Here is a 23,280-nt window from a genome sequence, read left to right as displayed (position 1 = left end):
ACAAAGGTAAAAGTAAAAAAGTTGCTATCGTAGCCGTTATGTGTGCGATAGTTAGATATTTAAAATCCCTTTTTAGCTTCGATGAAAGTTTTATAGCCCTTTTAGGTGTTATTTTAAATCCTTTAGTCGGTAAAGCTACGGGGCTTTTAAGAAAGTTTAAAAAAGGCGTTAAGGCAAGTATGTTCTCTAAAATATTTGGTGCTTCTCATTGATGAGCGCATAAAATACGCTAAAGTTGTTGTTGATGGTGCTAATACTGTTTTTAACGCACAGCAGAGCGCAAATCAATATTATAGTCGTGCTGACGGAGCATTAAAGCAACGTGAGCTTATAATGCACTCTAAAGACCAGCAGTTAGCTTACGCAAAAGCTAAAGCCGATAGCTTTAATCAAACACTACTTTTTAAAATTTTAACATCTAAATTTACCGCTAACGATAAAGAAATTTTAAGACGTATAACGGGTGGCACTGCGGTAGATATTGAAAGTCTTAACACCGAGATAAGATTTAAATATGACACTAGGAAAACATCAAGAAAATTTTAGTAAGGACTTAGCTATCTTACTAAACTACCTCTACGATAATAACTACGATGTAAGAGTAGGCGAAGCCAAAAGAACTAAAGAACAGCAAGAAATTTACATCAGTCAAGGCAAATCAAAAACATCTAATTCAATGCACTTAAAAAGATGTGCTATTGATTTACATATATTTAAAGATAACAATTATATAACTTCAAAGCAAGAGCTACAAGCAATAGGTGATTATTGGGAAAGCTTATCGGCTGAAAATAAATGGGGCGGAAATTATAAAAGTTTTATAGATACTCCACACTTCGAAAGAAATTGCTAAAAAAATAAAACACTCCAAAACACCGATTTATCAATAGCTACAATCAACTAATCACAATCTATTATCAAAATCGGACTTGACTTTTATTTTAAAATCTAAATAAATTTTACAGCTCAAATTTCAGACATCAACTTTTACAAACGCCCAAATCATAGGCTCGTTCTTAAGTTCATAGTCTTCGTTAAAATAGTTTCTTAAGCGCTCTTTTTCGACATCGCTTAACTCGTTTCCTATACCCCAAGTTACTTTTTTGATAAGCTCCTCTGCACTTGCGGCGGCGGAATGCTTGTTTTCGCTTTTTATAAAATCAAGCCTTGGCAGATAACCCATCTGGGCCAAGATATTTACAAGGTAGATATAATCGGGCTTTGGCTCGACCTCTTTTTGCATAGCTCGTAAAATTTCCTCATCCACGAAACTTGCTCCTACTTTAAAAGTGATATAAACAGCCTTTTTGGCCTTTGAGATGAGCTTAGCGAGTGCGCCACGCAGATCATCCACCTCAAGGCAACGCGAAGCAAATACGATATCACAGATCGGCACATCGCTCCAGTCATCTTCAAATGCCTTTTGTTCGGTTTTTATGTTGGTTAAATTTAACTTAGCCGCATTTTGCTCGGTAAATTTAAGCATGTTTTTTGAGTAGTCATAAGCATACACGCTTTTTGCTTTAGGTGATACTTTTAGACTCAAAGTTCCCGGACCGCAAGCAAAATCAAGCACGCTTTCAACGCCGTTAAAATCAACTCTGCTTAAAAACTCATCGATATAAATGCTATCATGCACGCTCTCGTTCATTCCTGCTGCTTTATTATCCCAGTCCTCTACGCTTTTTGAGCCAAACGAGCTTTTGGCTCGCTGAGCTTTATAAAGCTCGTTAAAGTCGATTTTATCGTAGTTTGAAGGTAGTATCATCATAAATCCTTTGAAATTTTATACAAATTTATCAAATCAAGCCGTATCAAGACAAGCCATATTGCAAGATACAAATTTGCATTTTAAAGCAAACTAAAGATTATCTTTATACTTCTCGTAATTTACCCCGTAAATTTTATCTATATTTTGAGCGTTTATCAGCTCTTTGCCACTGCCGAAGTTTAAAATTTTGCCATCTTTTAAAAATAGCACTAAATTCGAGACAAATTTCGCGTGCCTTGGATGGTGCGTAGTCTGAACGAAAGTATATCCCTCATCTTTTAGTGTCTTTATCATCTCCAAAAGCTTTATCTGATTTCCAAAGTCAAGCCCGTTGGTAGGCTCATCCATAAATATCGCCTTTGCGCCTTGAACTAACGTGCGCGCGATATAAGCAAGCTGCCTCTCACCACCGCTTACGCGAGTATATGGCTCGTCCTTAAGCTTTAAAATTCCCATCTTATCAAGCGCCTGCTCGGCTAAAATTTTATCTCTTTTGGCAAAATTTGAAAACATCGGCGTCCTACAAAGCGCCCCCATTAAAACCACATCAAATACGGTGTATTCGTATGAAGGCGCATGAGTTTGAGGCACGTAAGCTATAAGGCTTGCGAGCGAATTTTTAGAGTATTTCCTCACACTTTTGCCGGTAATTAAAACTTCGCCTTTAAATTTCAAAAACCCGAGCATTATGCGAAGCAGAGTGCTTTTGCCGCTTCCGTTTGCACCCAAAATGCTTAAAGTATCTCCTTCGTCTATACCAAAGCTTATGTTATCAAGTATAGTGCGCTCTTTATAAGCAAAACTTAAATTTCTAACCTCTATCAACATCAAAAGCCCTTTTTAGCGTGGCGCAAGATGATAACAAACATCGGAATTCCAAAAAGCGATGTCACTATACCGATAGGAATTTCAAAGGTAAAAATAAGTCGCGAAAAGCTATCGCAAAAGAGCAAAAAGATCGCACCGATCATTGCCGAGCTTACTAAAACGGCTCTGTTATCCGCACCATAAACAAACCGTGCGATGTGTGGGACTATAAGCCCGATCCAGCCAATTATCCCAGCGATCGTGACACTTAGAGCGCTTATAAAAGTAGCTACCAAGATAACAAAAATTTTAACTCTCAGCACATTTATGCCAAGGCTTTTTGCCTCCTCTTCGCCAAGGCTTAATGCGTTTAGATATTTACTGCAAAACGCAAGCAAGATGATGCCCGCAAACATCGGCAAAATCGAAATTTGCATAAAGCTTTTTGAAGCAAAGCCAAGGCTTCCCATTAAAAAATAAGTAATGCTAGGCAGACTGTCGTTTGGATCTGCGGCGTATTTTAAAACCGAAAGCAACGAAGAAAACAACGAGCCGCTTATAACACCGCCAAGAACCAGCACTATAACGCTTCCTTGCCGCGAATAAAGAGCCGAAATAAGCAGTGAAAAGATAACCGCCAAAAAGCCAAAGGCAAAGGTGCTAAGCTGAACCAGCACGTCGCTTAAGCGAAAGAACATCCCAAGAGCCGCTCCAAAGCCCGCACCCGCCAGCACGCCAAGTATCGAAGGCGAAACGAGAGGATTTACAAACATCGCCTGATATGCAGCGCCTGAAATCGCAAGGCTAGCACCGATCAGCAAGCAGGCTAAAATTCTAGGCAGGCGAATTTCACTTAGTAGCGTGTGCATGATCTCAAATTCTTTAAGATCCTTACCGCTTAAAAGTGTCTTAAAGTAAGCTATGTATTCGTTTGCGCTAAAGCCGTATTTGCCAAGCAAAAGCGAAGCAAAAACACAAGAAAGCAGCAAAAAGAGCAAAAACAAAAACGCTTTTTTACTCATCAATGCTCGCTAATTTTACACTCAAAAGACCAGCCAAAAGATGAATTTGTGCAAATTTTAGCCCAAGCTCATATATTATCTTCATTTTTGTCCCAAAATTTTCATCGCCTGCTCGTCGCTTAACGAAATATCCAAAAACAGCTTGTAAAACTCTTTGGTTTGGCTTACCATATCAAATTTAAAAGCGTCGGGATAGGCTAAATTTATAAGCCATTTAATCCCTAAAAATCTCATAAAAGAAGGCGGACGATCAAACCAGCTAAAAGGCTCTCTTGGGATATAATACACTCTTTTGTTTTTTACCGCATCAAGCAAAGCCCACTTGGGATCAGAGTAAATTTTATCGTAAAACTCACGCTCATAAATCAATATCATATCCGGATTATACTTAAGAACCTGCTCAAAGCTTACCTTCACTCGCCCGTAAGAATTTGCATTTTCTTCACCGCATTTATGCACGACTTCGCCTCCGCTTTTTGGTATAAGCGTAGCGTGATACGAGCCTTCACACTCGGTTGAAAGACCGTCTTTGCCTTGCGCATAATACATTCTAACTTTTTTAAGACCGTTTTTAGCGATGTAAGCTTCAATTTTCTCAGTCAAATTCAGCGAATTTTGCGCGTATAAAGTAAGCTCTTTGGCTCGCTGCTCTTTGCCGATAACATGACCTAAAATTTCAAAGCTTTGCACGTAGTCTTCTAGGCTTGTAGCACTAAGATAGAGCATCGGCTTTTTGATAGAGCCAAAGACATCTTTCATCTTTTTGCTGTTTTTAGAATTTGCGTTTATGAGAATAAGCTCAGGATTTATGCGAAGTAGCATCTCGACATTTGGGATCTTACCCTGCCCGAAAAATCCGCCGACCACGGGCTGATTAAGCACGGACTCTTTTATATACGGTCGCTCGTAGTCGTTCCACTCGAAATTTGAACCGATGATCCTTTCCGGAGCTAACGCATAAAGCAGGTAAAGAAGCGTGGGACTGCTTGCGTAAATTTTATCAGGAGCACTCTTTAAAAGCTCGTAATTATCGCTATTTTGCTCTATATAGCTTTTGATCTCAGTCTCGCTCATACCAAGAGCGAAAGAAAACGACAATAGAAAAACCAAGAATTTCTTAAGCATTTTTATCCTTTGTGGTTGTAGTTTATTTTAAAAATCTAAATTTTCGGTTAAAAGCTTAGATTTTTAAAACTAATTTGGGAAAATTTAAAACTCTCCCAAATTTTAGCTATTAGAAAGTTTGTAAGATAAAGCTTTGGTTGCTACTAAAATTTATATCGAATATTTGAGAAAAATACCCTTCCTTCCTCAGGAAATCCCTCGCGATATTCGTAGTTTTTATCAAACAAATTTGAAATTCCAGCTTCTAAGCTTAAGCTGTCTGCTGGTTTGTATGTAAATTTCAAATTTGTCACTCCAAAACCGCCCATTTTGGTTATCTCTTGTGATTTTGAATAAAAGCTTGAACTCATGTATTGAGATAGATACAAGCTAAATTTAGGCACGATTTTAAAATCAACATAAGCAAACGCCTTGTGTCTTGGCAAATCTTCTATTTTATCGCTTCTATCTTTGTATTTTGCGCTTATGTAAGTGTAATTACCGCCAAACTCAAAGCTACCAGTTGCAAAATAATTAGCCCCAAGTTCAAAGCCTTTGTATTCGGCCTTGTCTATGTTTATAGCCTGCTTTAATTTATTTGCGCCCACCGTTACTTCATGCTCGCCGATGGCGTCTTTAACTTTTGAATAAAACACGGCACTTTCAAGTCTCAAATTCTCCCCAAAGCTTCTTTGGTATCCTATCTCGTAGTGATTTGCTACTTCGGGCTTTAAGTAAGGATTTGGCTCGTTTCTGTTAAATCTCTTTGAGTAACGCTCCTTCATACTTGCAAAATATGTCTTTTTAGCAAAGCTAAGACTTAACTCATCGCTTCCGTCAAAGCTGTGTTTAAGTGCCGCTTGATAGTTAAAGGCGTGACGTTTGCCGACTTCAAAATCATAAATTCCATACACGTCTCTTCCGCCCTGCTTTCTTAAGACTATATAATCCTGCGCACTTACGGCATCTCTAGTATCATAGCTTGCGCCTAGGATAAGCCTTGTCATATCGGTAAATTTGTATGTATTTTCAATACCAAAAGAGTAAGTTTTATCGGCTGATTTTTGCCAAGGTTCCTCTCCTATTTTTACACCCGCATCATTATATATATCGTTTTTTTCTTTATGAACGTCATATTTGTAGCCGGTTGCGAATTTCAAACTGTTTTTATCGCTCATATCCCAGCCAAGCTCTAACCCGCCGCCGTAAGAGTGATCATCATAATAGCTCGGAGCATTTTTTGCATCATGCTTACTCATAGCTTTATCGCCGTAAATTTTTAAAGAATTATTAAATGAGTCGTAAAAAAGCTTTGATTTGATATATAAACTATCAGATATTTGAGTGTGAAACAAGAAATACACCCCTTCTTTATCCCACTTAGGCCAGTCCCAGTATCTCTTGGCTTGATTATAACCTTTGTATCTTCCTGCATAAAACGGCTGCTCTTTTGCCCCTTTTTGATTTATATAAGCGATTGCGTATTCGTCAGCTTCGTTTGGAGTAAGTCCGAATTTGATGTTAAATTTCTTATCTCTTTGAACGGAATTTTCACGTCTTTCGCCGTCCTCATTGCCGTTTATGTCCTTAACAAAACCGCTTGAGAGCTGCTGACCGCTATCCTCCATAAAGCTTCCGCCCGCTTGCACATAAAACATCTCTTGACGCGAGCCCAAGTTAAAATCCACATTGTTGCCGAAAGTATCTTTGCTCTTACCCAGTTCAATCCCGTATCCAATGTTGCCTTCAAATTCGCGCGTAGGCTTTTTGGATACTAAATTTATCGCTCCGCCCATAGTGTTTGCACCATAAAGCACGCTGCTTGCGCCTTTTGAGATTACGATTTGGCTTAGATCAAAGGTGGTAAAACGACCAAAATCCGCATTTCCGTCATACGGGATATAAACGGGAATTCCGTCTATAAATAGCGGCACGCGCCTAGCGTCAAAGCCGCGAATATAGAAATTCTGCTCAGCTCTTGGACCTTTCTTATCCACATAAACACCGGGTGTCGAGTAAGCGACTTGAAAGAGTCTTTTGATCTCATCTTTTTGCATCTTTTCGGTATCAATCACAACAACATTCGTGTCGCTTTTTTGCACACCTTCAACGCTTGAGACAACTTCAACCTGCCCAAGTTCAAAAACTTGAGCATGCAAAGCAATAGCAACACTACATGCTATTAATACACTCTTTTTCATCCCAACTCCTATATAAATTTAATTTTTATATTTTTAAATAGACCGTATATAGATATAATGCAATATAAAATATATAAAAATAATTTTATTTAAGAGTTATTTAAAAGAAACTGAAATTTATTTAATGAAGTTTAAATTTTTAGAGAGCAAAACGGCTTAATTTAGGGCAACTTTAAAAAACGGATAAGTGTAAAAACGATAGTAAAAATTTAAGCTTTAAAATATATCTTTATATATTACAACTTCTAAATTTCTGGCTTCTATCTCCGAATTTAGCTTCGACTATCAACACAAGAGTATAAAAAATCTTCTCGTCATTTAGTCTTGCGATATCCCTTAGAGTCTGATTTTTGCCATCAAATTTAACTTCGCCATCTTTTAAAATTTCAACAAGCTCATCGGCATCGATGCACAAAGTATTGGCGATAGTTTGGATAGTGTGATTTTCAAGCGCTATAACGAGCCTATCCATGTTACAAAACGAGGGATTTTTCCTAGCCAAAACCACATCAAGAAACTCGTTAAAAAGTTTCACAAGCTTTCTTCGCTTGATAATTATATGAAGCATAGCCACAACCAAAAGCGCAAAACCGCAAATTCTATGCAGCAGCATAAGAAATTCGCTGTAATCTCCGCAAGCAAATTTAAAGCCTGAATAACCTAAGAGCAAAAGCCCCGCTGCAAGCAATACGATAAGCGCAAATTTATAAACTATCTTAACTTTAAACATTCAAAACTATCCTTATTCCAGCGCCTAAAAAGGCAGTTGTAGCAGCTTGGTTTGCTTGTGTCGTAAATCATCTCGTCTTCATCTCTATCAAGTAGAAATTTATCACACTCTTTGGCTGAAATTTTAGCACTTTCGTAATCAAATTTACCTTTCAAGAAGACACCGCGCTCATCAAAATACTCAAATTTAGCCACTAAAAGCCTCTAAGATCTTTTATATCGTAGGCTTTAAATTTGCCGTTTTTATTTCTTTTTACAATCAAAACAGCTCTAAAATTTCTAACTATAAGCGTTAAATCAAAGCCTGTTAAGATTATTTCGTCTTTATCCACTTGTTTAAAATTTTCATCCAAAATTTCATCTATAAAGCCCAAATTTAAGAGCTCTTGTACGCTCATCTCATCTTTTTGAAGTCTTATTTTGCCTTTTATCCTTCCGTCATTTCTGCTAAGTCTAAGAGCTATGCCCGCAAGCGCTCCTATAGATCCTCTGCCTTCATTTTTAAGCTCTTTAAGATAGATGTTTTGTCTTTTTGCCTCATCATAAGCTTCATCTTTTGTTATAAACTCAACTTTTGCTCTTTTGCAAAATTCGATAAGAGAATTTAAATTTAAGATATCTTTTTCAAAGGCAACCGCGATCCCTGGCTCACTGCTAGGCGCGCTCTCTTTTATCAAAAAAGCTTGTGCAAATTTAATAACCTCATCTCTTTGAACTTCGTTCAGATAGGCGCTAAAGCACATTGAGCTGTTGTGCGAAGTGTAATTTACTCTTTCGTAAATTAGCAACTGATGGCGACTTATAAAAGAACATTCACAAAAGCGCTCATTTATAAATTCCACTATATTTTCAGCAAGCATACCGGTGGATTTAGTATATCCTATTTCATCGGTATCATCAATGGCAATATAAGTTTTATATTTTACAAGCATATTAAATTTCTTTTATTTTATATACAATTTTAAATTAAAATAAGATATTTTAACAATAAAATTATTTTTTTATATAAAATAAAATTTATTTGGCAGGCGATATATTGCTATATGTATCCGTAGTTGTTTTTTGCAGTTCGTCAGGAGACACAGGCTTGCCAAGCAAAAAGCCTTGGGCGTATTTAATTCCAAACTTTCTAACTTCAGCTAAAATTTCAGGACTACTTACGAATTCGGCTACAACATTATAGTTTTGACGATTGGCGAAATCAACTATGGTTTGCATAAGATATCTAGCATTTTTATCAAAAGGAAGTTTTTTAATTATTGAGCCGTCTATTTTAATAGTATCGACGGCAAGCTCTAAAATTCGATAATAGTTTGAGTAACCGCTACCGAAGTCGTCAATTGCTATTTTGGAGTTATAGCTATGAATTTTATTAATAAATTGATTTACGGCTTCGTAGTCATCCACACCTTCGGATTCTAAAATCTCAAAATAGACATGCTCGGGATAAGAACAAATCCTTAATTTTTCTTCTATTAAATCGCTAATTTGAGTATTTACGATATCACTATTGGATAAATTCATAGAGAAACTTAGCTGAGGATATCTTTCAACAAGTCTAAAAACATGGCCTATGACTTTTTTTGTTATATCATTATAAAGTGAAATTTTCTTAGCGATATCCAAGAATTCCCCAGGATAACGCATTTTCCCATGTTCATCAATTAATCTTACAAGAACTTCATAGTATTTCACACTAGGGTTTTTAATACCGTAAGATACATCGTAGACTGCTTGGCACTCCACAACTATAGTATTATTGTAAATAGCATACTCGATAGTTCTTGACATGATTTGGTTTTGGTAATATTGCTGCTCTATATGACTATTTTCGGTATAGTAGTATACATCTTCTCCCTTGTCTTTTGCTTCATGGTGTGCTAGCATAGCCTGAGTTAGGCGGTTTGTCTGAACGGTATCTTGCATAAGACTAACACCTATAGTAGTTTTTATGTTAGGAATAAATTCTTTTTTATCATCTACTACTATATAAAGGTCGTTGGCGACAAAATACTCTTTTATCCTTGTGATATCTCTTTCTACATTATCTCCGTCATACCATATACAAAATTCATCAAATTGAACCCGATATACTACGGCTTTTATATTATAAGTATCTATGCACAGCTGAATCGTCTTTGCAAAAGATATAATTATAAGATCGATAGTTTTTGTTTTGTAAAAGAATCTAAAATCCATAAAGTTGTTTATGTTTATGTATATAATCATTCCAAGAGGATAGTCATTCATCTTTTGAGTAAGCCCAAAATAACTGCCAAGTCCTGTAAGTCTATCATAAAGGGCTCTATTTCTTAACTCGGTATCTTTTTTAGCAAGCTCTTTTGCGGTAACTATCTCTTTAGTTCTATTAAATTTTACTGATAAAAACCCGTCTCTTTTGCCGTTTTCATCAAAAAGAGGAGCAAACATAACTTGCTCGTAAATAGGTTCTCCTGATTTTGACTCGCTAATAAATTCATCACACTTCCAAATTTTATTATTCTCGATAGTCTCCATTAAATCTTCATAAAATTCATTAAGATGGCTGTGATACTTTAATATATCGGCACTTCTTCCTTTAACCTCATCCGCAGTGTATCCTGTCGTTTCTTCAAAAACTTTATTTACATATGTAATAGTTCTATTTGTGTCTAAAAATATAACAGAACTAAAGATATTATCTACCGCTTGACGCATATGATTTAGTTGTTTCAAAGACCTTGCGCTTTTAGAATAGGCAAGATACATCACAAGCATGCTTACTGCGATAAGTATAATAAAAATTCTTGTCGTATTTTTAAGAGATACTATAGCACTATCTATGTAAGCTTGATTATCCATTATTATTTTATTAAGCTCTTGTCTTATATTCAAATCTTCGATTTGCATCAAAACATCTTGAGCTCTTCGGTAGTAATCTATTAATGTCTTTGCCGATTGCAAAAACGATTTATCGTTTGTAGCTAGTCCTTCTAGTATTAAGTAGCTTTCTACAAGCAATTTTTGACGCTCAAGATCCGCCCTAGTATCGTATCTAAAAAGTAAAATTCCTGGCATAACCTTATCGAAGTATTTACTTTCAAAAAAGTTATTAAAAATAATATCATCGTATAAAAATTTAGCATGGATAGCTATAGAGTTAAACACATCTATTAAGTTACTTTTTTTAGCAAAGACCTTCTTGATCTGTTCTATGTTGCCCTTCTTGGCGGATATGGTGTTTAAAGAATTAAAGCTCTCGACTGTTAAAACACTATCCAAATTATTCCTAAAGTCCCTAATTAATTGCATTATCCTATCATGATCGGCTTGTAAAAAAGTCTTATCTAAAATATAATTAATATCCTTATTTGCCCTCACCAAGTTATATATTGACGTTCTTGCGGTATATCCTTTTAATACGTCTTTGGTTGCCTTATAGGTTATTATACCGCTTACAAATATAAGTAATCCAAAAGATAAAAAGAGTATTTTTAGTAAATTAAATTTATTTTTCATTTTAAAATTTCCGGCTTTTCCCCGGTAAGAGTAAGTAAAAATTTATAAATAAGTTCTACTTGCTCGTCGTTTAAGGTATAAAAAGTTTGGATCGAGGATATATGTCTAATGGCATCTTTTAAATCGGCTACGGAGCCGGTATAAAAATAAGGTGATGTTTTTGATATATTCCTAAGACCGGGGACTTTATAATAATCTAACAAATCATTTTTATCTATATTTTTTACATTTTGTAAAAAATATACGTTAGCTCCTAAATTAACTCCGCTATGGCAATTTACACAACCTGCTTTTTTAAAAAGATTAAAACCGCTTTTTTCATCATCGCTTAAAGCATTTTTCTCGCCTCTTAAAAACATATCAAATCTGGAGTTTTTGGTTAGGAGAGACTTTTCAAAATTAACTATAGCATCTACTATATTATCAAATGTAACACCGTCATCGTATAAATTATTAAATTGAGTTCTATATTTAGAATTAGAATTTACTTTTTGAAGCACAAATTCCTTGGAGCTACCGAGCTGATTTAAGTCGGTTATACTTTCTGAAACTTGATCGTAGATATCTCTTGATCTACCGTTTTTAAAAAATATAAAATTTAAAGCAGAATTAAGTATGGTAGGTACGTTCATATAAAAATTGCCTGATACTTTTATGTTGTGATCAATAGTGCCGCTTGTATTCCAGTAAAGATTATGACATCTTTCACAGGATATAGTTCCGCTTGGGCTAAGTCTAGTATCGTAAAAAAGGTTTTTGCCAAGCTGCGCTTTTTTATAGTCATATTCAATAGGCTCAATCGGAGTAAATAGCTGATTGCCTGCAAAAAGCGACATAGACATTAAAAATATCAACAAAAACCTCAAAATACTCTCCGACAAAAAATTATCCGATTATATCCTAAAACACCAAAAGTTTCATTGAAGAGCTGATAGTTTCTGTTATTTTTCCGTTTATACTTTGCTTTTCAAGTTCGTTTTTAAGGGATTTTTCATCAAATTTAATTTCGCCGATTTCTAAATGCCAAGTAACATTTTCGTAAGCTTCCTGCAAACTCAAATCCTTGCTTCTTACCTCTTGGATAATCTCTGATTTAAAAGGAATTTTTTGCATTTGCAAGTGATACTCAAACCCGCTTGCTCTATCAAACCACCCTTTTCTCTCGCCGTAAATTTCATAAAATTTATTGATTAAGTCCGAATTTCTAGGCTTATTCCACCACAGATAAACTCTTTGCTTGCCTGCACTTGTAAATTTATCAAAGTCCTCCACGGTTGCGATCGCAGGACTCATAGTGCTAAAAGCTATATCGTAAATTTGATCAAGCTTAAAGCTTGTCCAATCGCTCTCAACTATCCTTAAATTTGAGATACCGAATTTGCGAGCGTCATCGCTCATAACCTCAAGCATCTTGGTCGAGAGGTCAAGACCTGTTACGTTTTTACACATTTTAGCAAGATGAAGAGTTTTCACGCCTGTTCCACAACCCACATCTATAAGAGTTTTTTCTTTAAAGTCTATTCCGTATTTATCCAACTTATCAAAAAATTCTTTTTGAAATTCGTTAAGTTCGCCCTCATATCTTGAGTAATTAGCCGCTTTTTTATCCCAAGAGCTCTTCATAAAACCGCCTTTTTAAAAATTTGAGTTACAATTGTATCAAACAAAAGGACAAATATGAGAATTTTTAGCTACAAATTTAAAGTAGGCAAAGAGGCCATAGACATAAACAACCATGCAAACAACGCATACTATCTTGTTTGGATGCAAGAAGCGGCTTTTGCGCACTCAAATTTCGTAGGAGATACGTTTGAAGAGCAGCTTAAAAACAACTCGACTTGGGTTATAAAACGCAACGAAATCGACTATTTAGAGCAAATTTATTTAGGAGATGAGATCGAGATAAAAACATGGACAAAGCAGGCTAGAAAAGTTAGTTCAAACAGATTTTACGAATTTATAAAAGACGGCAAGATCATAGCTAAAGCCATAACCACTTACGTATATTTTGATCTTGACAAAAAGCGTCCAAAGGCGATCCCCGATCATCTTGCGGAGCTTTACGGCGAAAATGAGGAAATTTAAAAGCAATCGTCGCAAATTCCCTTTACGACTACGCTTTTAACGTGGCTTTGGTTTAAATTCGGCATATCGATATTTGTCATCTTTCTGCAAACATCACAGACAAAATACGCCTTTGCTTCGCCTGCAAGCTCATAGAAATTTTTGTGGTTGTTTTCGCTTTTTACGATAATGCCTTTAGCTTCAAAAATCTCCATCGAGCGGTAAAATGTCGTTTTATTGGCCTTAATTTTGCTTAGAATTTCATCGTACCCAAGCGGAGTATCGGCGCGAGATAAAATTTCTAAAATTTGCAACCGAAGCGGAGTTGCCTTTATATCGTTTATCCTTAAGAGCTCTTGAGGCGACATCTCATCCTTTCGTTTAATCTCAAAAGCTATCATACTAAAATTTATATAAAAAAGCATTAATTCGCAACTAAGTTGCTTTTGCTATACTTCCCTAAAAATTTAAAAAAAGGTTTAAGATGAAGAAAATTTTAGCTTTTTTATGTTTTGGTGCGCTTGTATGCTTTGCAAAACCCGTCGTTAGCGTAAGTATATTACCTCAAGAATTTTTCGTAAAGCAGATCGCAGGCGGCACGGTTGAAGTAAATACCATGGTATCTCCTGGAGCCGATCCTCACACTTACGAGCCAAAGCCAAAGCAGATGAAATCTCTTGAAAACAGTAAACTTTATTTTGCCATAGGCATTGAATTTGAAGAGGTTTGGTTGCCTAAATTTCAGCAGTCGTTTCCAAAGCTAAAATTTATTTTTACTCAAAAAGGAGTAGAAAGAGTCGCTATGCAAGAGCATGAGCATGAGGGGCACGCGCACGATAAAAAAGAGCATTGCCACGAACACAACGGAAAAGTGCATTGTCATAGCCACGACGGGCTTGATCCACACATCTGGCTTGATCCGGTGCTTGTAAAAACTCAGGCTAAAAACATCCTAAACGGACTTGTTAGAGTTTTTCCCGAGCATAAAGAGCTTTATAACGCAAATTACGAGAAATTTCTCGTTAAGCTAGACGAACTTGACAAATTCATCAAAGATAAGCTTGCAAATCTTAAAAACCGCGAATTTATCGTGTATCACCCATCTTGGGGATATTTTGCAAAGCGCTATGATTTAGAGCAAATTTCTATAGAAGTCGAGGGCAAAGAGCCAAAGCCCGCAGAGCTTGCAAACCTCATCAAGGAGGCAAAAGAGCACGGCGTAAAAGTCATCTTCGTAGCACCTCAGTTTTCTAAAAAATCGGCAAATTTAATCGCAAAAGAAACGGGTGCAAAGGTAGTTGAGATAGATCAGCTCCCGCTTGATTGGGAGGCTGAGCTTAAAAAGACAGCCGAAATTTTCGCTAAGAGTCTTTAATGATGAAATTTGGGCGCATACTGGCCGCACTGACGCTTTTTGCGTCCATTGCCTACTCGTGTGCGCTTTGTGCACTTTACACACCCACAGCTCATGCGCAGATCAAATTTGACGCATGGAGCGACACGATTAAAACAGCTACGATAACATGGACGTTTTCAGAAAATTTCACCGAGCTAACCATGCAAGGATACGACGAGGACGCCGATAAAAAGCTAAACGAAAAAGAAGCTTGGAACGTCCAAAAGTCCTTGCTTGACTACATCGTGCCGCGCGGGTATCTTACTACGGTTAGCTTTTATGACGGCGAGGGCGCGAGCGAAAATTTATTCGTCAAAACAAAGAGCCAACGCGTTTATATCGAAGAAAACAGGCTAAATTTCGAGTATGTTTTGGAGCTAAATTTAGAAATTTTGCCTCTCCGTGTGGTTGTGTTTGAGATAATCGATCGCGAAGGATTTTTTAACTTCAAAATCGCAAACGACGAGCCTTACAGGATAACCGAATCCATTTTCATAGTGCCAAATTCAAATTTAAACACCGTGTTTTTTGAGATGAGCGAGCAAAAACCTAAAATTTCAAACAAAGACAAGCCTGAGCTTAGCTCGCTTGTAAAAAACAAAAATTTAGAAGAGATTGACGCGATAGACGAAGCGAAATTTAACTCTCTTGCCAGAACCACGATAGGATTTTTAGACAGGCTAAAAGAGCTCATCAAAGAAAACTCAACTGCATTTGAAGCCTCAAAATTTGCTCTTATCATGCTTTTTAGCTTCGTCTACGGCTTTTTACACGCAGCGGGCCCGGGACATGGCAAACTGCTTACGACATCGTATTTTGCGGCAAGCGGAGGCAGCTACTTAAAAGCTTTTGGCTTCTCGCTTAAAATCGGCATTTTGCACGTGCTTGGCGCGCTCATGCTGGTTTGGATTACCATGAGTTTGCTTGAAAGTTTTGCGGCAAACGTAGCAAATTCCGCTGCAAATTTAACGACTAAAATTTCAGCCCTAATCATCATGGCAATCTCTGCTTATATGATATTTACGAAGCTAAAATCACTTAAACCAAAGGTTCATAACTACAAATTTAGCCCTCACAAAGCAGACTGCGGATGTGCGGCTTGTAAAGCAATGGAAGTTAAGCCAAAGAGCCTAAACGAGTGGTTTGTAGCGCTTGCAGCCTCGCTTGTGCCGTGTCCGGGAACTATCATCGTCTTTATACTTGCATTTAGTCTAAACAGCTGGTTTATAGGCATGATGAGCGGCGTTTTTATGGCGCTTGGTATGAGTATAGTTATATTTATCGCAGCGGTTTTTGGCACGAAGGTAAATGCACTCTCAAAATATAAAAATTTAAAAATTTACTGCGAATTCTTAGCTCTTTTAGTGATGTTTGGCTTGGGAGCTTTTATGTTTTTTATCGCAGGTAGGATATCGGTTTTATGAACGGGATTAAGATAGAAAATTTGTCGTTTGGATACGATGAGAATTTGATATTTGAAAATATAAATTTAAACTATGATATCAAGGATTTTCTAGCTATCATAGGTCCAAACGGCGGAGGCAAATCAACCCTGCTTCGCCTTATGCTAGGGCTTTTAAGACCTAAAAGCGGCGAGATAAAGATATTTGATAAAAACCCAAGCGAGGTTAGCAAAACCATAGGATACGTCCCTCAAAACATATTCATAAACGCAAATTTTCCGATGAGGGTTTTAGAAGTGGTGCTTATGGGGCGAATCGATAGGAAAATTTTCGGCTTTTACACAAAGAACGATAAATCAGAAGCGATAAAAGCGCTTGAAAAAGTCGGCATGAGCGAGTTTGCAAACTCTCGCATAGGCGAGCTCTCAGGCGGTCAAAGGCAAAGAGTTTATATCGCAAGAGCGCTTTGCGCAAAGGCTAAAATTCTCATGCTTGATGAGCCAACCGCAAGCATCGACACCAAAGGACAAGCCGCGATTTACAGCCTGCTTAGCGAGATAAACAAAGAAGGAATCGGTGTCATCTTGATAAGCCACGACGTAAATATCGCACTTAGCTTCGCTACGAAAGTTGCTTACGTAAATCACAAAATTCACATGCACGACATCGCGCCTGATCGCTCTAAGCAAGAATTTATCGCTCATCTTGCACACGAGCATAATCACTTTTGCGATGTCGAGATCGCGCTTAAAGAGTGCGGTTGCAAGAGCTTAGACAAAGGGCAAAAATGCTAGAAGCGCTAAATTTGGAATTCATGCAAAACGCCCTTATGGCAGGGCTTTTGGTAAGTATCGCGTGCGGAGTTATCGGCTCGCTTGTAGTTATAAATCGCATGGTTTTCATCGCCGGCGGCATAGCGCACGGAGCTTACGGCGGACTTGGGCTGGCGTTTTACTTTTCGCTTGAGCCGCTTTTGGGTGCTAGCGGATTTGCGATATTTCTAGCACTCCTGATAGCTACTATCACGCTAAACGATAAGAGCAAAATGGACTCGGTCATCGGCGCACTTTGGGCGTTTGGGATGGCGTTTGGTATTATCTTAATCGATCTAACGCCCGGATACAACGTAGATCTCATGAGCTATCTTTTTGGCTCGATTTTAGCGGTGCCTGATAGCGATTTAGCCTTTATGGCGGCGGTTGATTGTGTCATCTTACTTATAGTTACGCTGCTTTACAGGCAGTTTGAAGCCCTTAGTTTTGATTCGGAATTCGCAAAACTTCGCGGAGTAAAAACCACGCTTTTATACTATGTGCTAGTCTGTATGATGGCGCTAAGTGTCGTGATGACGATACGCGCAGTGGGGCTTATCTTGGTCATCGCACTTCTTACCATACCGCCTTATATAGCGCAAAATTTCTCTAAACGCCTTGGTGCAATGATGCTAAACGCCACTCTTATCTCGGCTGCGTTTTGCATATCGGGGCTCTGGCTTAGCTTTGAGGCGAACTTAACAAGCGGAGCGAGCATAATACTTATAGCTTCAATCTGCTTTTTTATATTTACGGCTATAAATAGGCGCTAAATTTGGTTATTTTTAATAAATTTGTGCCTGTAAGATAACGAAATTTAAGCTTTTTGACTCTTGTAATAGCTTCCCACTTCACTGATTATAATTCCAAAAAGTATAAGCAAAGCTCCTAAAATCTGCCACGAGCTTAAAATTTCCCCGCCAACAAAATACCCAAAAAGCCCCGCACTAACAGGCTCAAAAGTAAAGATAAGAGCCGTTTTCATAGGAGTTGTGTAGCGCTGCATCGCCGACTGAACAAAAAATGCAAAGACGGTCGCAAACACCGAAGTTATGATAACGGCTTTAAAAAATGCATAGTTAGCCACAGGCAAAACGCTATGCGTATCAAAAACAAGAGCCGCAAAAAGACATAGGGCGGTTACTATAAAAAACTGCATGCAAACCATCTGATAAAGCTCGCATTTGCGCACAAAAACGCCCGTAAATATAATATGAACAGAATAAGCAACGGCACAAAGCACAGAGAGAATTTCTCCTCTGCCAAACCCAAGCTCGCTATCGCTTAGCAAATACAGCCCAAAAGCCGATAAAAAGGCTCCTATAAACGAATAAACATAGACTTTTTGCCTAAAAAACAGAAATACTATAAAAGGCACAAAAACTACATTTAATCCCGTGATAAAAGCAACGGTCGAGCTAAAAGTATATTTAAGGGCAAAGGTTTGAAGCGCAAAGCCCGCAAACAAAAACACGCCTAGCAAAGAGCCGAATTTAAGAGAATTTGAGTCAAATTTCTTAACAAATTTAATCGAAATCAAACTCATTAGCAGAGTTGAGATTAAAAATCTCCAAAATAAAATGACAAAAACGCCGTTGCTCTTAAGCGCTTCAGCCATCGGCAAAAACGTCACGCCCCACACGACGGCAACGACTACAAGAGCAAGATCGGCGCCAAATTCCTTTATCTTTTTCGTCATATTATGAGTTTAAATTTAAGCTAAAAGTTATTTAAAGATATTTTCAATAGCTTTTTTGCCGTAACCCACAGGATCGCTTCTAAGCGACTTTTCATTTTCGCTCATCACTTTAAATAGCCCATCAAGCGTCTTTCTCGTGATGTATCCGTTTAGATCCTCGCCATCGTTTGTTACATATTCGCCCATGCCAAGGCTTGAGGCTACAGATTTAACCGACTTCATGCTCTCCGAGCCGCCAAGAGAATTTTTCACAAATGAATTTAAGCCGTTATAAGCGGTTGCAAAGCTGTTTTGACTCATCATCTTTTCAATGATCGGCTTAAATATCTTTTCAAGCTCTTTGCTTGAATTTTGTTGCAAAAATTTACTAAAGCTATCATTTCCACCGCTCATGATCTTTTTGACATCGCTTTCACTCATGTTTTTTATAGTTTTTGAAAAGACATCGGCAGCTCCGGGAACTGCGCTACTTGCGGCTTTGTTTATGGAAGCAACCAACTCGTTTGCCCACTTGTCGCCGCCAACTTTCTTTGCCAAATTTGCAGCCGTTTGCAAGCTTGGCGGAAGCGGAATTTTAGCCGTGGCGTTTTTGATAAATCCGTCATTTGAAAGCTCTTTTACGGCATACTCAAGAGCCGAGCTTACCATGCTTTTATAATCGCTCTTTGTAGAGGCTTGATTTACGGCTTTAAGCCCGTCTCCAACCATCTTACCCCAATCCGTACCAAAAGCACTTAAAGCAAAAAATAGCGCCAAAATCACGATTTTTTTCATAATAATATCCTTTAAATTTAACCCTGCAAGCATAAATTCGGCTTGGCAAGTAAATAAAATGATATTAAATTTTGGCTTTTCATCACTTGAAATTTATCTTTATACGCTAAATTTGCGCTCATAAAATATCAAATTTTAATTCCATCAAATAAAGCCGATTTTAATCTTAAAAAAATTAGTTTTAATGTAAAATTAGCCTTTTTCAGGAGAATTTATGGAGCTTTTACTACTAGCTTTCGCCCTTGCCATGGATAGCGTAGCGCTCAGTATCGCAAGCGGTGCAAAATGCCGCGCATTAACCGTTTCGGGGGTCATTAAAGTCTCTTTTATATTTGGTTTTTTTCAAGCTCTTATGCCCTTTTTGGGATATTTTTTAGGGCTAACCTTCGTAAGCTTCATAGCTTCCATAGACCATTTTGTCGCATTTGGCATACTTTCGTTTTTGGGCATCAAGATGATACTTGAAGCAAGAGAGCATAAAGACGAAGCCTGTTTAAATGACCTAGGACTAAAGGTCCTAACCATCGGCGCAATAGCCACGAGCATCGACGCGCTGGCTGTCGGAGTGACGTTTAGCTTTGAGAATATAGATATCATTTATACTAGTATTTTGATAGGATCTATCTGCTTTATACTATGCATTTTGGCGTGTTATGCGGGCAAATTTTTGGGTATAGTTTTAGAAAAAAAGGCTCTTATTTTAGGCGGAGTTATACTCATAGGCATAAGCGTAAAAATTCTCATCACCCATCTTTTAGACCATGGGTTCTTGGCTCATTTAAAGCCGTTTTGATTTTACGCTTACTATTTTATAACTCCGCACCAATAGGTCAAATTTAGCCTATGCTACCGAATTTTCCGCTGTTATAATCATCAATAGCTTGGCGAATTTCATCTTTTGTATTCATCACAAACGGTCCGTATCCGACAATCGGCTCATCTATAGGTTCTCCCGAAAGAAGTAGGATTTTTACATCTTGTCCGACTGCCTTTACTCTCACTTCACCGTCGCCTTTTTCAAAATTTACCAACTGAGCCTCGCCTGCGCTTTCATTGCCGTTAAAAATCGCTTCTCCGCGCAAAACAACCATAGAAAGCGAATGTGAAGCAGGTACGTTTATAACTGCTTCTTTGCCGGAATTTATCATAACATCCCAAACATTCATCGGCGTAAATGTGCTCGCCGCTCCGCTTACTCCATCAAATTCTCCCGCTATGATCCTTGCCTGTCCCGCACCGTCTGCAAATTTGATCACAGGGATTGCTTGGCGCGATAAGTGCTGGTATTTTGCGGGAGTGTTTTTATGCTTTTTAGGTAAATTTACCCAGAGCTGAACCATCTCAAAAAGTCCGCCCGAACGGCTAAAATCCAAAGAGTGAAACTCCTCGTGCACTATGCCCGCACCCGCCGTCATCCATTGCACGTCGCCCGATTTTATAACTCCGCCGCCACCGCTTGAATCCTTATGTGCGACCTCGCCGCTATAAGCTATCGTTACGGTCTCAAATCCTTTATGCGGATGGTGTCCGACTCCTCTTGGAAAGTCCGTTAAATTCGGTTTAAAAACCTGAGGTGCAGCGTAATCAAGCATCAAAAACGGATCAGTACCGCGATCTTCGTCCATGTGGCTAAAAAGTGGCTGAACTAAAAATCCGTCTCCGACCCAATGCGCACTATTTGATTTGTAAATTTTATTAACTTTTCTCATTTTTTATCCTTTATTTTATTTAAAATTGCGGTATTTTAATGCAGTCTCGTTAATATATTATTTAAAATCGGTAAATAAAAATTAAGATTATTAATCCAAACTTAAACAACTCTATTTATTAACGCATATCTATAAAATTTCACCCAAATTTGAATATAATTGTAAAAATTTAAGCGCGAAAAGGCTCGAAATGTTTAATTTTATATTCTCTTGGAAGTGCTATTTCTTACTTTTGATAATCGGAGTTGGCGGATATCTCGCCGTGCCATACCTTGACACAGCAGGCGCTCACAATGAAACGATAGAAGTGTTTAAGATACTAACTATGGCCATGGTAATGGGCATTGCCATATACCTGCTACTTGCGATTTGGGTGATACTTTTTAAAACTATCAGATCCTCAAGCAACTAGTTTATCTCAAAGCGTCTTTTTTAAAAGCCATATATTTGGATACGAATTTAAAATTTGATATGAATTTTCAAGCTTTTTGCGTTTAGGGCTAAATTTAACTTGCTTGATTAAATTTAGCCGACTAGTTAGCCAAACTAGGAGTTTTAATCCTTACTAAATAACATAAAAGCAATGCGAATTTATCAAAACGAAAAACGATTAAATTTCTATCTCAATTCCCACGGGACAATGATCGCTTCCCGTTATATCACTAAGTATAAATGCGTCCTTAAGGCGAGCTTTAAGGCTTGCCGAAATGAAAAAATAATCAATCCTCCAGCCGACATTTTTAGCTCTAGCGTTAAACCTATAGCTCCACCACGAATAAGCATCCTCTTTATCGCCGTGAATTTGCCTAAAAGTATCGATAAATCCGTGCTTTATAACTTCATCTATCCACGCTCGCTCAATCGGCAAGAAGCCTGAAGTCTTAGAATTCGCCTTTGGATTTTTAAGATCTATCTCGCGGTGAGCGGTATTAACGTCTCCGCAAAATATCACGTCCCTGCCCTCACGCACAAGCGCGTTGCAGTAAGCTAGAAATTTAGCGTAAAAGTCCATCTTATAGGCAAGTCTTTCATCATCCTTTTGCCCGTTTGGAAAGTATATGTTAAAAAGCACGATATTGCCAAACCTATGCTCCAAAACTCGCCCCTCATCGTCGTTAAAAAACTGAGATTTTAGAGTAGCTAACGGAAACTTACTAAGGCTCATCACACCCGAATACCCTGCTCTGACGGCCGAATTTACGCTTACATCGCTAAATCCGAGCTTATAAATCTCGCTAGGCACATCAGCTTCTTTTACTTTTATCTCTTGAAGCCCTAAGAAATCGGGCTTAACCTCATCAAGCCAACTAAATCCGTCTTTGCTTGCGACCGCGCGAAGTCCGTTTACGTTCCATGAAATCAGTTTCAAATTCAGTCCTTTTTAATTGCAATTATACGCACTCAACCTAAATTTAAGAGTCTATTTTGATATAATTATTCAAAAATTTAAGGTCTAAAATTGAGAAATCAACCAAAATACAAATTCTTTAAAAATTGGAGTTACGCGATCGCAGGACTAAAGGAAATTTTTAAAAACGAAAGCAGTTTTAGGCTTGAAATTTATATATTTTTGCCCGCTTTTATCTCTCTTTTGTTTTGGAATTTCGGCGCGGTCTTAAATTTATTTTTGATTTTTAGCATGGTTTTGGTTCTGGTTTGCGAGTGCATAAACTCCGCTATTGAGCGTATAGTAGATCTTGCAAGCCCTGAAATTCATCCTCTAGCAGGTGCGACAAAAGACGCAGGAAGCGCTGCGGTAATGATATGCAACACGCTTTGCGGAGGAGTGTGGATATATGCGATTTGGGATAAATTTTGAACTCGCTTGAAAGAGAAATTTTTGGCACTTTAATCGGCGAAAAGAAATTTGAGATAATTGAGTTTTTTATCCAAAATTTAGATGAAAACGGACTTATAAATTTCACAATTGCAGAAATTTGCAATGCTACAAATTCAAGCAAACCGACTGTCATAGAGACGATAAAACTACTTGAAAATAGAAAAATTTTTAAGCGGGTAAAAAACGGAGTTTATGCATTTAAGAATTTAAAATTTAATGATTTTTGATTTTAGTTTGTCTGAAATTAAAATTTACTTATATCAACTAAATGCAACCAGTCTGAACTTAATAAGCACAAATTTCTATTTACTCTTAATCTAATCAAATTTTAGCTGATTGTTCCGAAAAAGAGTGCGAAACGAACTAGGATATTTATGGCATAAACAAACTTAAATTTATATCTACTTTATATGCCTGTTTATGATTTTTGTATCGCAATGATGCAAAGATA

The 23,280-nt window shown here is 37.5% G+C and carries 27 protein-coding genes and 1 pseudogene; 12 read left to right on the top strand and 16 right to left on the bottom strand.

Going from position 1 to position 23,280, the window contains the following annotated elements; all coding sequences use genetic code 11:
- The 3 genes and pseudogenes from ACHJH3_RS10060 to ACHJH3_RS10050 all read left to right on the top strand — a co-directional run.
- A pseudogene (locus ACHJH3_RS10060) lies at nucleotides 1-212 on the top strand (hypothetical protein); the annotation flags it as partial.
- A complete protein-coding gene (locus tag ACHJH3_RS10055) occupies nucleotides 196-546 on the top strand; it encodes a hypothetical protein (RefSeq protein ID WP_407064687.1) in 351 nt (116 codons plus the stop codon). The pseudogene ACHJH3_RS10060 and the gene ACHJH3_RS10055, both read left to right, overlap by 17 nt.
- Entirely contained in the window at nucleotides 515-853 is a 339-nt protein-coding gene (locus ACHJH3_RS10050) for a M15 family metallopeptidase (RefSeq protein ID WP_407064686.1), read from the top strand. The genes ACHJH3_RS10055 and ACHJH3_RS10050 overlap by 32 nt, the downstream gene beginning before the upstream one ends.
- A 120-nt stretch (nucleotides 854-973) precedes the next feature.
- Here the strand turns inward: ACHJH3_RS10050 and ACHJH3_RS10045 are convergent, their stop codons facing one another.
- The 11 genes from ACHJH3_RS10045 to ACHJH3_RS09995 all read right to left on the bottom strand — a co-directional run bounded on the left by ACHJH3_RS10045 (nucleotide 974) and on the right by ACHJH3_RS09995 (nucleotide 12,755).
- Nucleotides 974-1,768 (bottom strand): class I SAM-dependent methyltransferase, encoded by a 795-nt coding sequence (locus ACHJH3_RS10045; RefSeq protein ID WP_407064685.1) that lies wholly within the window; start codon nucleotides 1,766-1,768, stop codon nucleotides 974-976.
- Nucleotides 1,769-1,861: 93 nt separating this feature from the next.
- A complete protein-coding gene (locus ACHJH3_RS10040; protein WP_407064684.1) occupies nucleotides 1,862-2,599 on the bottom strand; it encodes an ABC transporter ATP-binding protein in 738 nt (245 codons plus the stop codon).
- Nucleotides 2,599-3,600 carry a FecCD family ABC transporter permease gene (locus tag ACHJH3_RS10035; protein WP_407064683.1) on the bottom strand — a complete coding sequence of 334 codons (1,002 nt, stop codon included), beginning with the start codon at nucleotides 3,598-3,600 and terminating at the stop codon, nucleotides 2,599-2,601. Before ACHJH3_RS10035 ends, ACHJH3_RS10040 begins: the two co-directional genes overlap by 1 nt.
- An 81-nt stretch (nucleotides 3,601-3,681) precedes the next feature.
- Nucleotides 3,682-4,725 carry an ABC transporter substrate-binding protein gene (locus ACHJH3_RS10030; RefSeq protein ID WP_407064682.1) on the bottom strand — a complete coding sequence of 348 codons (1,044 nt, stop codon included), beginning with the start codon at nucleotides 4,723-4,725 and terminating at the stop codon, nucleotides 3,682-3,684.
- Nucleotides 4,726-4,868: 143 nt separating this feature from the next.
- The gene (locus tag ACHJH3_RS10025) at nucleotides 4,869-6,905 is read right to left on the bottom strand and encodes a TonB-dependent receptor plug domain-containing protein (RefSeq protein ID WP_407064681.1); all 2,037 of its coding nucleotides are present in this window, start codon (nucleotides 6,903-6,905) and stop codon (nucleotides 4,869-4,871) included.
- A 229-nt stretch (nucleotides 6,906-7,134) separates the two neighbouring features.
- Nucleotides 7,135-7,635: a chemotaxis protein gene (locus tag ACHJH3_RS10020; protein ID WP_407064680.1), complete on the bottom strand. Its 501-nt coding sequence runs from the start codon at nucleotides 7,633-7,635 to the stop codon at nucleotides 7,135-7,137.
- Complete coding sequence (locus ACHJH3_RS10015) at nucleotides 7,617-7,829, bottom strand: molybdopterin biosynthesis protein MoeB (RefSeq protein WP_407064679.1); 213 nt, start codon at nucleotides 7,827-7,829, stop codon at nucleotides 7,617-7,619. Before ACHJH3_RS10015 ends, ACHJH3_RS10020 begins: the two co-directional genes overlap by 19 nt.
- A complete protein-coding gene (locus tag ACHJH3_RS10010) occupies nucleotides 7,829-8,566 on the bottom strand; it encodes a hypothetical protein (protein ID WP_407064678.1) in 738 nt (245 codons plus the stop codon). Before ACHJH3_RS10010 ends, ACHJH3_RS10015 begins: the two co-directional genes overlap by 1 nt.
- 85 nt (nucleotides 8,567-8,651) lie before the next feature.
- On the bottom strand, nucleotides 8,652-10,895 hold the full coding sequence (locus ACHJH3_RS10005; RefSeq protein ID WP_407064677.1) for a bifunctional diguanylate cyclase/phosphodiesterase: 2,244 nt from the start codon (nucleotides 10,893-10,895) through the stop codon (nucleotides 8,652-8,654).
- Between the two features lie 233 nt (nucleotides 10,896-11,128).
- Nucleotides 11,129-11,998, bottom strand: a complete 870-nt coding sequence (locus ACHJH3_RS10000) for a cytochrome-c peroxidase (protein WP_407064676.1) — start codon at nucleotides 11,996-11,998, stop codon at nucleotides 11,129-11,131.
- 34 nt (nucleotides 11,999-12,032) lie between these two features.
- The gene (locus tag ACHJH3_RS09995) at nucleotides 12,033-12,755 is read right to left on the bottom strand and encodes a class I SAM-dependent methyltransferase (RefSeq protein WP_173031767.1); all 723 of its coding nucleotides are present in this window, start codon (nucleotides 12,753-12,755) and stop codon (nucleotides 12,033-12,035) included.
- 54 nt (nucleotides 12,756-12,809) lie between these two features.
- Between ACHJH3_RS09995 and ACHJH3_RS09990 the strand changes: the two genes are divergently transcribed.
- Complete coding sequence (locus ACHJH3_RS09990; protein ID WP_169976442.1) at nucleotides 12,810-13,217, top strand: acyl-CoA thioesterase; 408 nt, start codon at nucleotides 12,810-12,812, stop codon at nucleotides 13,215-13,217.
- On the opposite strand, the gene ACHJH3_RS09985 is transcribed toward ACHJH3_RS09990, so the two are convergent.
- Complete coding sequence (locus ACHJH3_RS09985) at nucleotides 13,214-13,564, bottom strand: Fur family transcriptional regulator (RefSeq protein ID WP_170018951.1); 351 nt, start codon at nucleotides 13,562-13,564, stop codon at nucleotides 13,214-13,216. The genes ACHJH3_RS09990 and ACHJH3_RS09985 overlap by 4 nt on opposite strands.
- A gap of 116 nt (nucleotides 13,565-13,680) precedes the next feature.
- On the opposite strand from ACHJH3_RS09985, the gene ACHJH3_RS09980 reads away from it, so the two are divergent.
- Genes ACHJH3_RS09980 through ACHJH3_RS09965 form a run of 4 tightly spaced genes read left to right on the top strand, consistent with a single transcriptional unit; the run spans nucleotide 13,681 to nucleotide 17,580 of the window.
- On the top strand, nucleotides 13,681-14,571 hold the full coding sequence (locus ACHJH3_RS09980; RefSeq protein ID WP_407064675.1) for a metal ABC transporter solute-binding protein, Zn/Mn family: 891 nt from the start codon (nucleotides 13,681-13,683) through the stop codon (nucleotides 14,569-14,571).
- Nucleotides 14,571-16,016: a HoxN/HupN/NixA family nickel/cobalt transporter gene (locus ACHJH3_RS09975; protein WP_407064674.1), complete on the top strand. Its 1,446-nt coding sequence runs from the start codon at nucleotides 14,571-14,573 to the stop codon at nucleotides 16,014-16,016. The genes ACHJH3_RS09980 and ACHJH3_RS09975 overlap by 1 nt, the downstream gene beginning before the upstream one ends.
- Entirely contained in the window at nucleotides 16,013-16,789 is a 777-nt protein-coding gene (locus ACHJH3_RS09970) for a metal ABC transporter ATP-binding protein (protein ID WP_407064673.1), read from the top strand. Before ACHJH3_RS09975 ends, ACHJH3_RS09970 begins: the two co-directional genes overlap by 4 nt.
- Nucleotides 16,783-17,580, top strand: coding sequence for a metal ABC transporter permease (locus ACHJH3_RS09965; RefSeq protein WP_407064672.1), 798 nt, complete (start codon nucleotides 16,783-16,785; stop codon nucleotides 17,578-17,580). The genes ACHJH3_RS09970 and ACHJH3_RS09965 overlap by 7 nt, the downstream gene beginning before the upstream one ends.
- A 44-nt stretch (nucleotides 17,581-17,624) precedes the next feature.
- On the opposite strand, the gene ACHJH3_RS09960 is transcribed toward ACHJH3_RS09965, so the two are convergent.
- Nucleotides 17,625-18,506 (bottom strand): DMT family transporter, encoded by an 882-nt coding sequence (locus ACHJH3_RS09960; RefSeq protein WP_407064671.1) that lies wholly within the window; start codon nucleotides 18,504-18,506, stop codon nucleotides 17,625-17,627.
- 27 nt (nucleotides 18,507-18,533) lie between these two features.
- Complete coding sequence (locus ACHJH3_RS09955; RefSeq protein WP_407064670.1) at nucleotides 18,534-19,280, bottom strand: DUF4197 domain-containing protein; 747 nt, start codon at nucleotides 19,278-19,280, stop codon at nucleotides 18,534-18,536.
- Nucleotides 19,281-19,494: 214 nt separating this feature from the next.
- Between ACHJH3_RS09955 and ACHJH3_RS09950 the strand changes: the two genes are divergently transcribed.
- Nucleotides 19,495-20,073: a manganese efflux pump MntP gene (locus tag ACHJH3_RS09950; RefSeq protein ID WP_407064669.1), complete on the top strand. Its 579-nt coding sequence runs from the start codon at nucleotides 19,495-19,497 to the stop codon at nucleotides 20,071-20,073.
- 43 nt (nucleotides 20,074-20,116) lie between these two features.
- On the opposite strand, the gene ACHJH3_RS09945 is transcribed toward ACHJH3_RS09950, so the two are convergent.
- Nucleotides 20,117-20,989 (bottom strand): pirin family protein, encoded by an 873-nt coding sequence (locus tag ACHJH3_RS09945; protein ID WP_407064668.1) that lies wholly within the window; start codon nucleotides 20,987-20,989, stop codon nucleotides 20,117-20,119.
- A gap of 190 nt (nucleotides 20,990-21,179) precedes the next feature.
- Between ACHJH3_RS09945 and ACHJH3_RS09940 the strand changes: the two genes are divergently transcribed.
- Nucleotides 21,180-21,401, top strand: a complete 222-nt coding sequence (locus ACHJH3_RS09940; protein WP_407064667.1) for a hypothetical protein — start codon at nucleotides 21,180-21,182, stop codon at nucleotides 21,399-21,401.
- A gap of 198 nt (nucleotides 21,402-21,599) precedes the next feature.
- Here ACHJH3_RS09940 and ACHJH3_RS09935 read toward each other — a convergent pair whose 3' ends face one another.
- On the bottom strand, nucleotides 21,600-22,358 hold the full coding sequence (locus ACHJH3_RS09935; protein WP_407064666.1) for an exodeoxyribonuclease III: 759 nt from the start codon (nucleotides 22,356-22,358) through the stop codon (nucleotides 21,600-21,602).
- A gap of 90 nt (nucleotides 22,359-22,448) precedes the next feature.
- Between ACHJH3_RS09935 and ACHJH3_RS09930 the strand changes: the two genes are divergently transcribed.
- Together ACHJH3_RS09930 and ACHJH3_RS09925 are read left to right on the top strand one after the other, a co-directional pair.
- Nucleotides 22,449-22,808, top strand: coding sequence for a diacylglycerol kinase (locus ACHJH3_RS09930; protein WP_407064665.1), 360 nt, complete (start codon nucleotides 22,449-22,451; stop codon nucleotides 22,806-22,808).
- Nucleotides 22,805-23,056: a replication/maintenance protein RepL gene (locus ACHJH3_RS09925; RefSeq protein ID WP_169976465.1), complete on the top strand. Its 252-nt coding sequence runs from the start codon at nucleotides 22,805-22,807 to the stop codon at nucleotides 23,054-23,056. Before ACHJH3_RS09930 ends, ACHJH3_RS09925 begins: the two co-directional genes overlap by 4 nt.
- Nucleotides 23,057-23,280 lie beyond the last annotated feature (224 nt).

This window comes from Campylobacter canis (genome assembly GCF_045504005.1).
Classification (GTDB): Bacteria; Campylobacterota; Campylobacteria; order Campylobacterales; family Campylobacteraceae; genus Campylobacter_A; species Campylobacter_A canis.
This window is presented reverse-complemented; position numbering and strand designations above follow the sequence as displayed.

Coding starts and splice junctions, on each gene's coding strand:
- ACHJH3_RS10050 (WP_407064686.1), top strand. CDS start 515: ATGACACTAGGAAAACATCAAGAAAATTTTAGTAAGGACTTAGCTATC.
- ACHJH3_RS10045 (WP_407064685.1), bottom strand. CDS start 1,768: ATGATACTACCTTCAAACTACGATAAAATCGACTTTAACGAGCTTTAT.
- ACHJH3_RS10040 (WP_407064684.1), bottom strand. CDS start 2,599: ATGTTGATAGAGGTTAGAAATTTAAGTTTTGCTTATAAAGAGCGCACT.
- ACHJH3_RS10035 (WP_407064683.1), bottom strand. CDS start 3,600: ATGAGTAAAAAAGCGTTTTTGTTTTTGCTCTTTTTGCTGCTTTCTTGT.
- ACHJH3_RS10030 (WP_407064682.1), bottom strand. CDS start 4,725: ATGCTTAAGAAATTCTTGGTTTTTCTATTGTCGTTTTCTTTCGCTCTT.
- ACHJH3_RS10025 (WP_407064681.1), bottom strand. CDS start 6,905: ATGAAAAAGAGTGTATTAATAGCATGTAGTGTTGCTATTGCTTTGCAT.
- ACHJH3_RS10020 (WP_407064680.1), bottom strand. CDS start 7,635: ATGTTTAAAGTTAAGATAGTTTATAAATTTGCGCTTATCGTATTGCTT.
- ACHJH3_RS10010 (WP_407064678.1), bottom strand. CDS start 8,566: ATGCTTGTAAAATATAAAACTTATATTGCCATTGATGATACCGATGAA.
- ACHJH3_RS09995 (WP_173031767.1), bottom strand. CDS start 12,755: ATGAAGAGCTCTTGGGATAAAAAAGCGGCTAATTACTCAAGATATGAG.
- ACHJH3_RS09990 (WP_169976442.1), top strand. CDS start 12,810: ATGAGAATTTTTAGCTACAAATTTAAAGTAGGCAAAGAGGCCATAGAC.
- ACHJH3_RS09985 (WP_170018951.1), bottom strand. CDS start 13,564: ATGTCGCCTCAAGAGCTCTTAAGGATAAACGATATAAAGGCAACTCCG.
- ACHJH3_RS09980 (WP_407064675.1), top strand. CDS start 13,681: ATGAAGAAAATTTTAGCTTTTTTATGTTTTGGTGCGCTTGTATGCTTT.
- ACHJH3_RS09975 (WP_407064674.1), top strand. CDS start 14,571: ATGATGAAATTTGGGCGCATACTGGCCGCACTGACGCTTTTTGCGTCC.
- ACHJH3_RS09970 (WP_407064673.1), top strand. CDS start 16,013: ATGAACGGGATTAAGATAGAAAATTTGTCGTTTGGATACGATGAGAAT.
- ACHJH3_RS09965 (WP_407064672.1), top strand. CDS start 16,783: ATGCTAGAAGCGCTAAATTTGGAATTCATGCAAAACGCCCTTATGGCA.
- ACHJH3_RS09960 (WP_407064671.1), bottom strand. CDS start 18,506: ATGACGAAAAAGATAAAGGAATTTGGCGCCGATCTTGCTCTTGTAGTC.
- ACHJH3_RS09955 (WP_407064670.1), bottom strand. CDS start 19,280: ATGAAAAAAATCGTGATTTTGGCGCTATTTTTTGCTTTAAGTGCTTTT.
- ACHJH3_RS09950 (WP_407064669.1), top strand. CDS start 19,495: ATGGAGCTTTTACTACTAGCTTTCGCCCTTGCCATGGATAGCGTAGCG.
- ACHJH3_RS09945 (WP_407064668.1), bottom strand. CDS start 20,989: ATGAGAAAAGTTAATAAAATTTACAAATCAAATAGTGCGCATTGGGTC.
- ACHJH3_RS09940 (WP_407064667.1), top strand. CDS start 21,180: ATGTTTAATTTTATATTCTCTTGGAAGTGCTATTTCTTACTTTTGATA.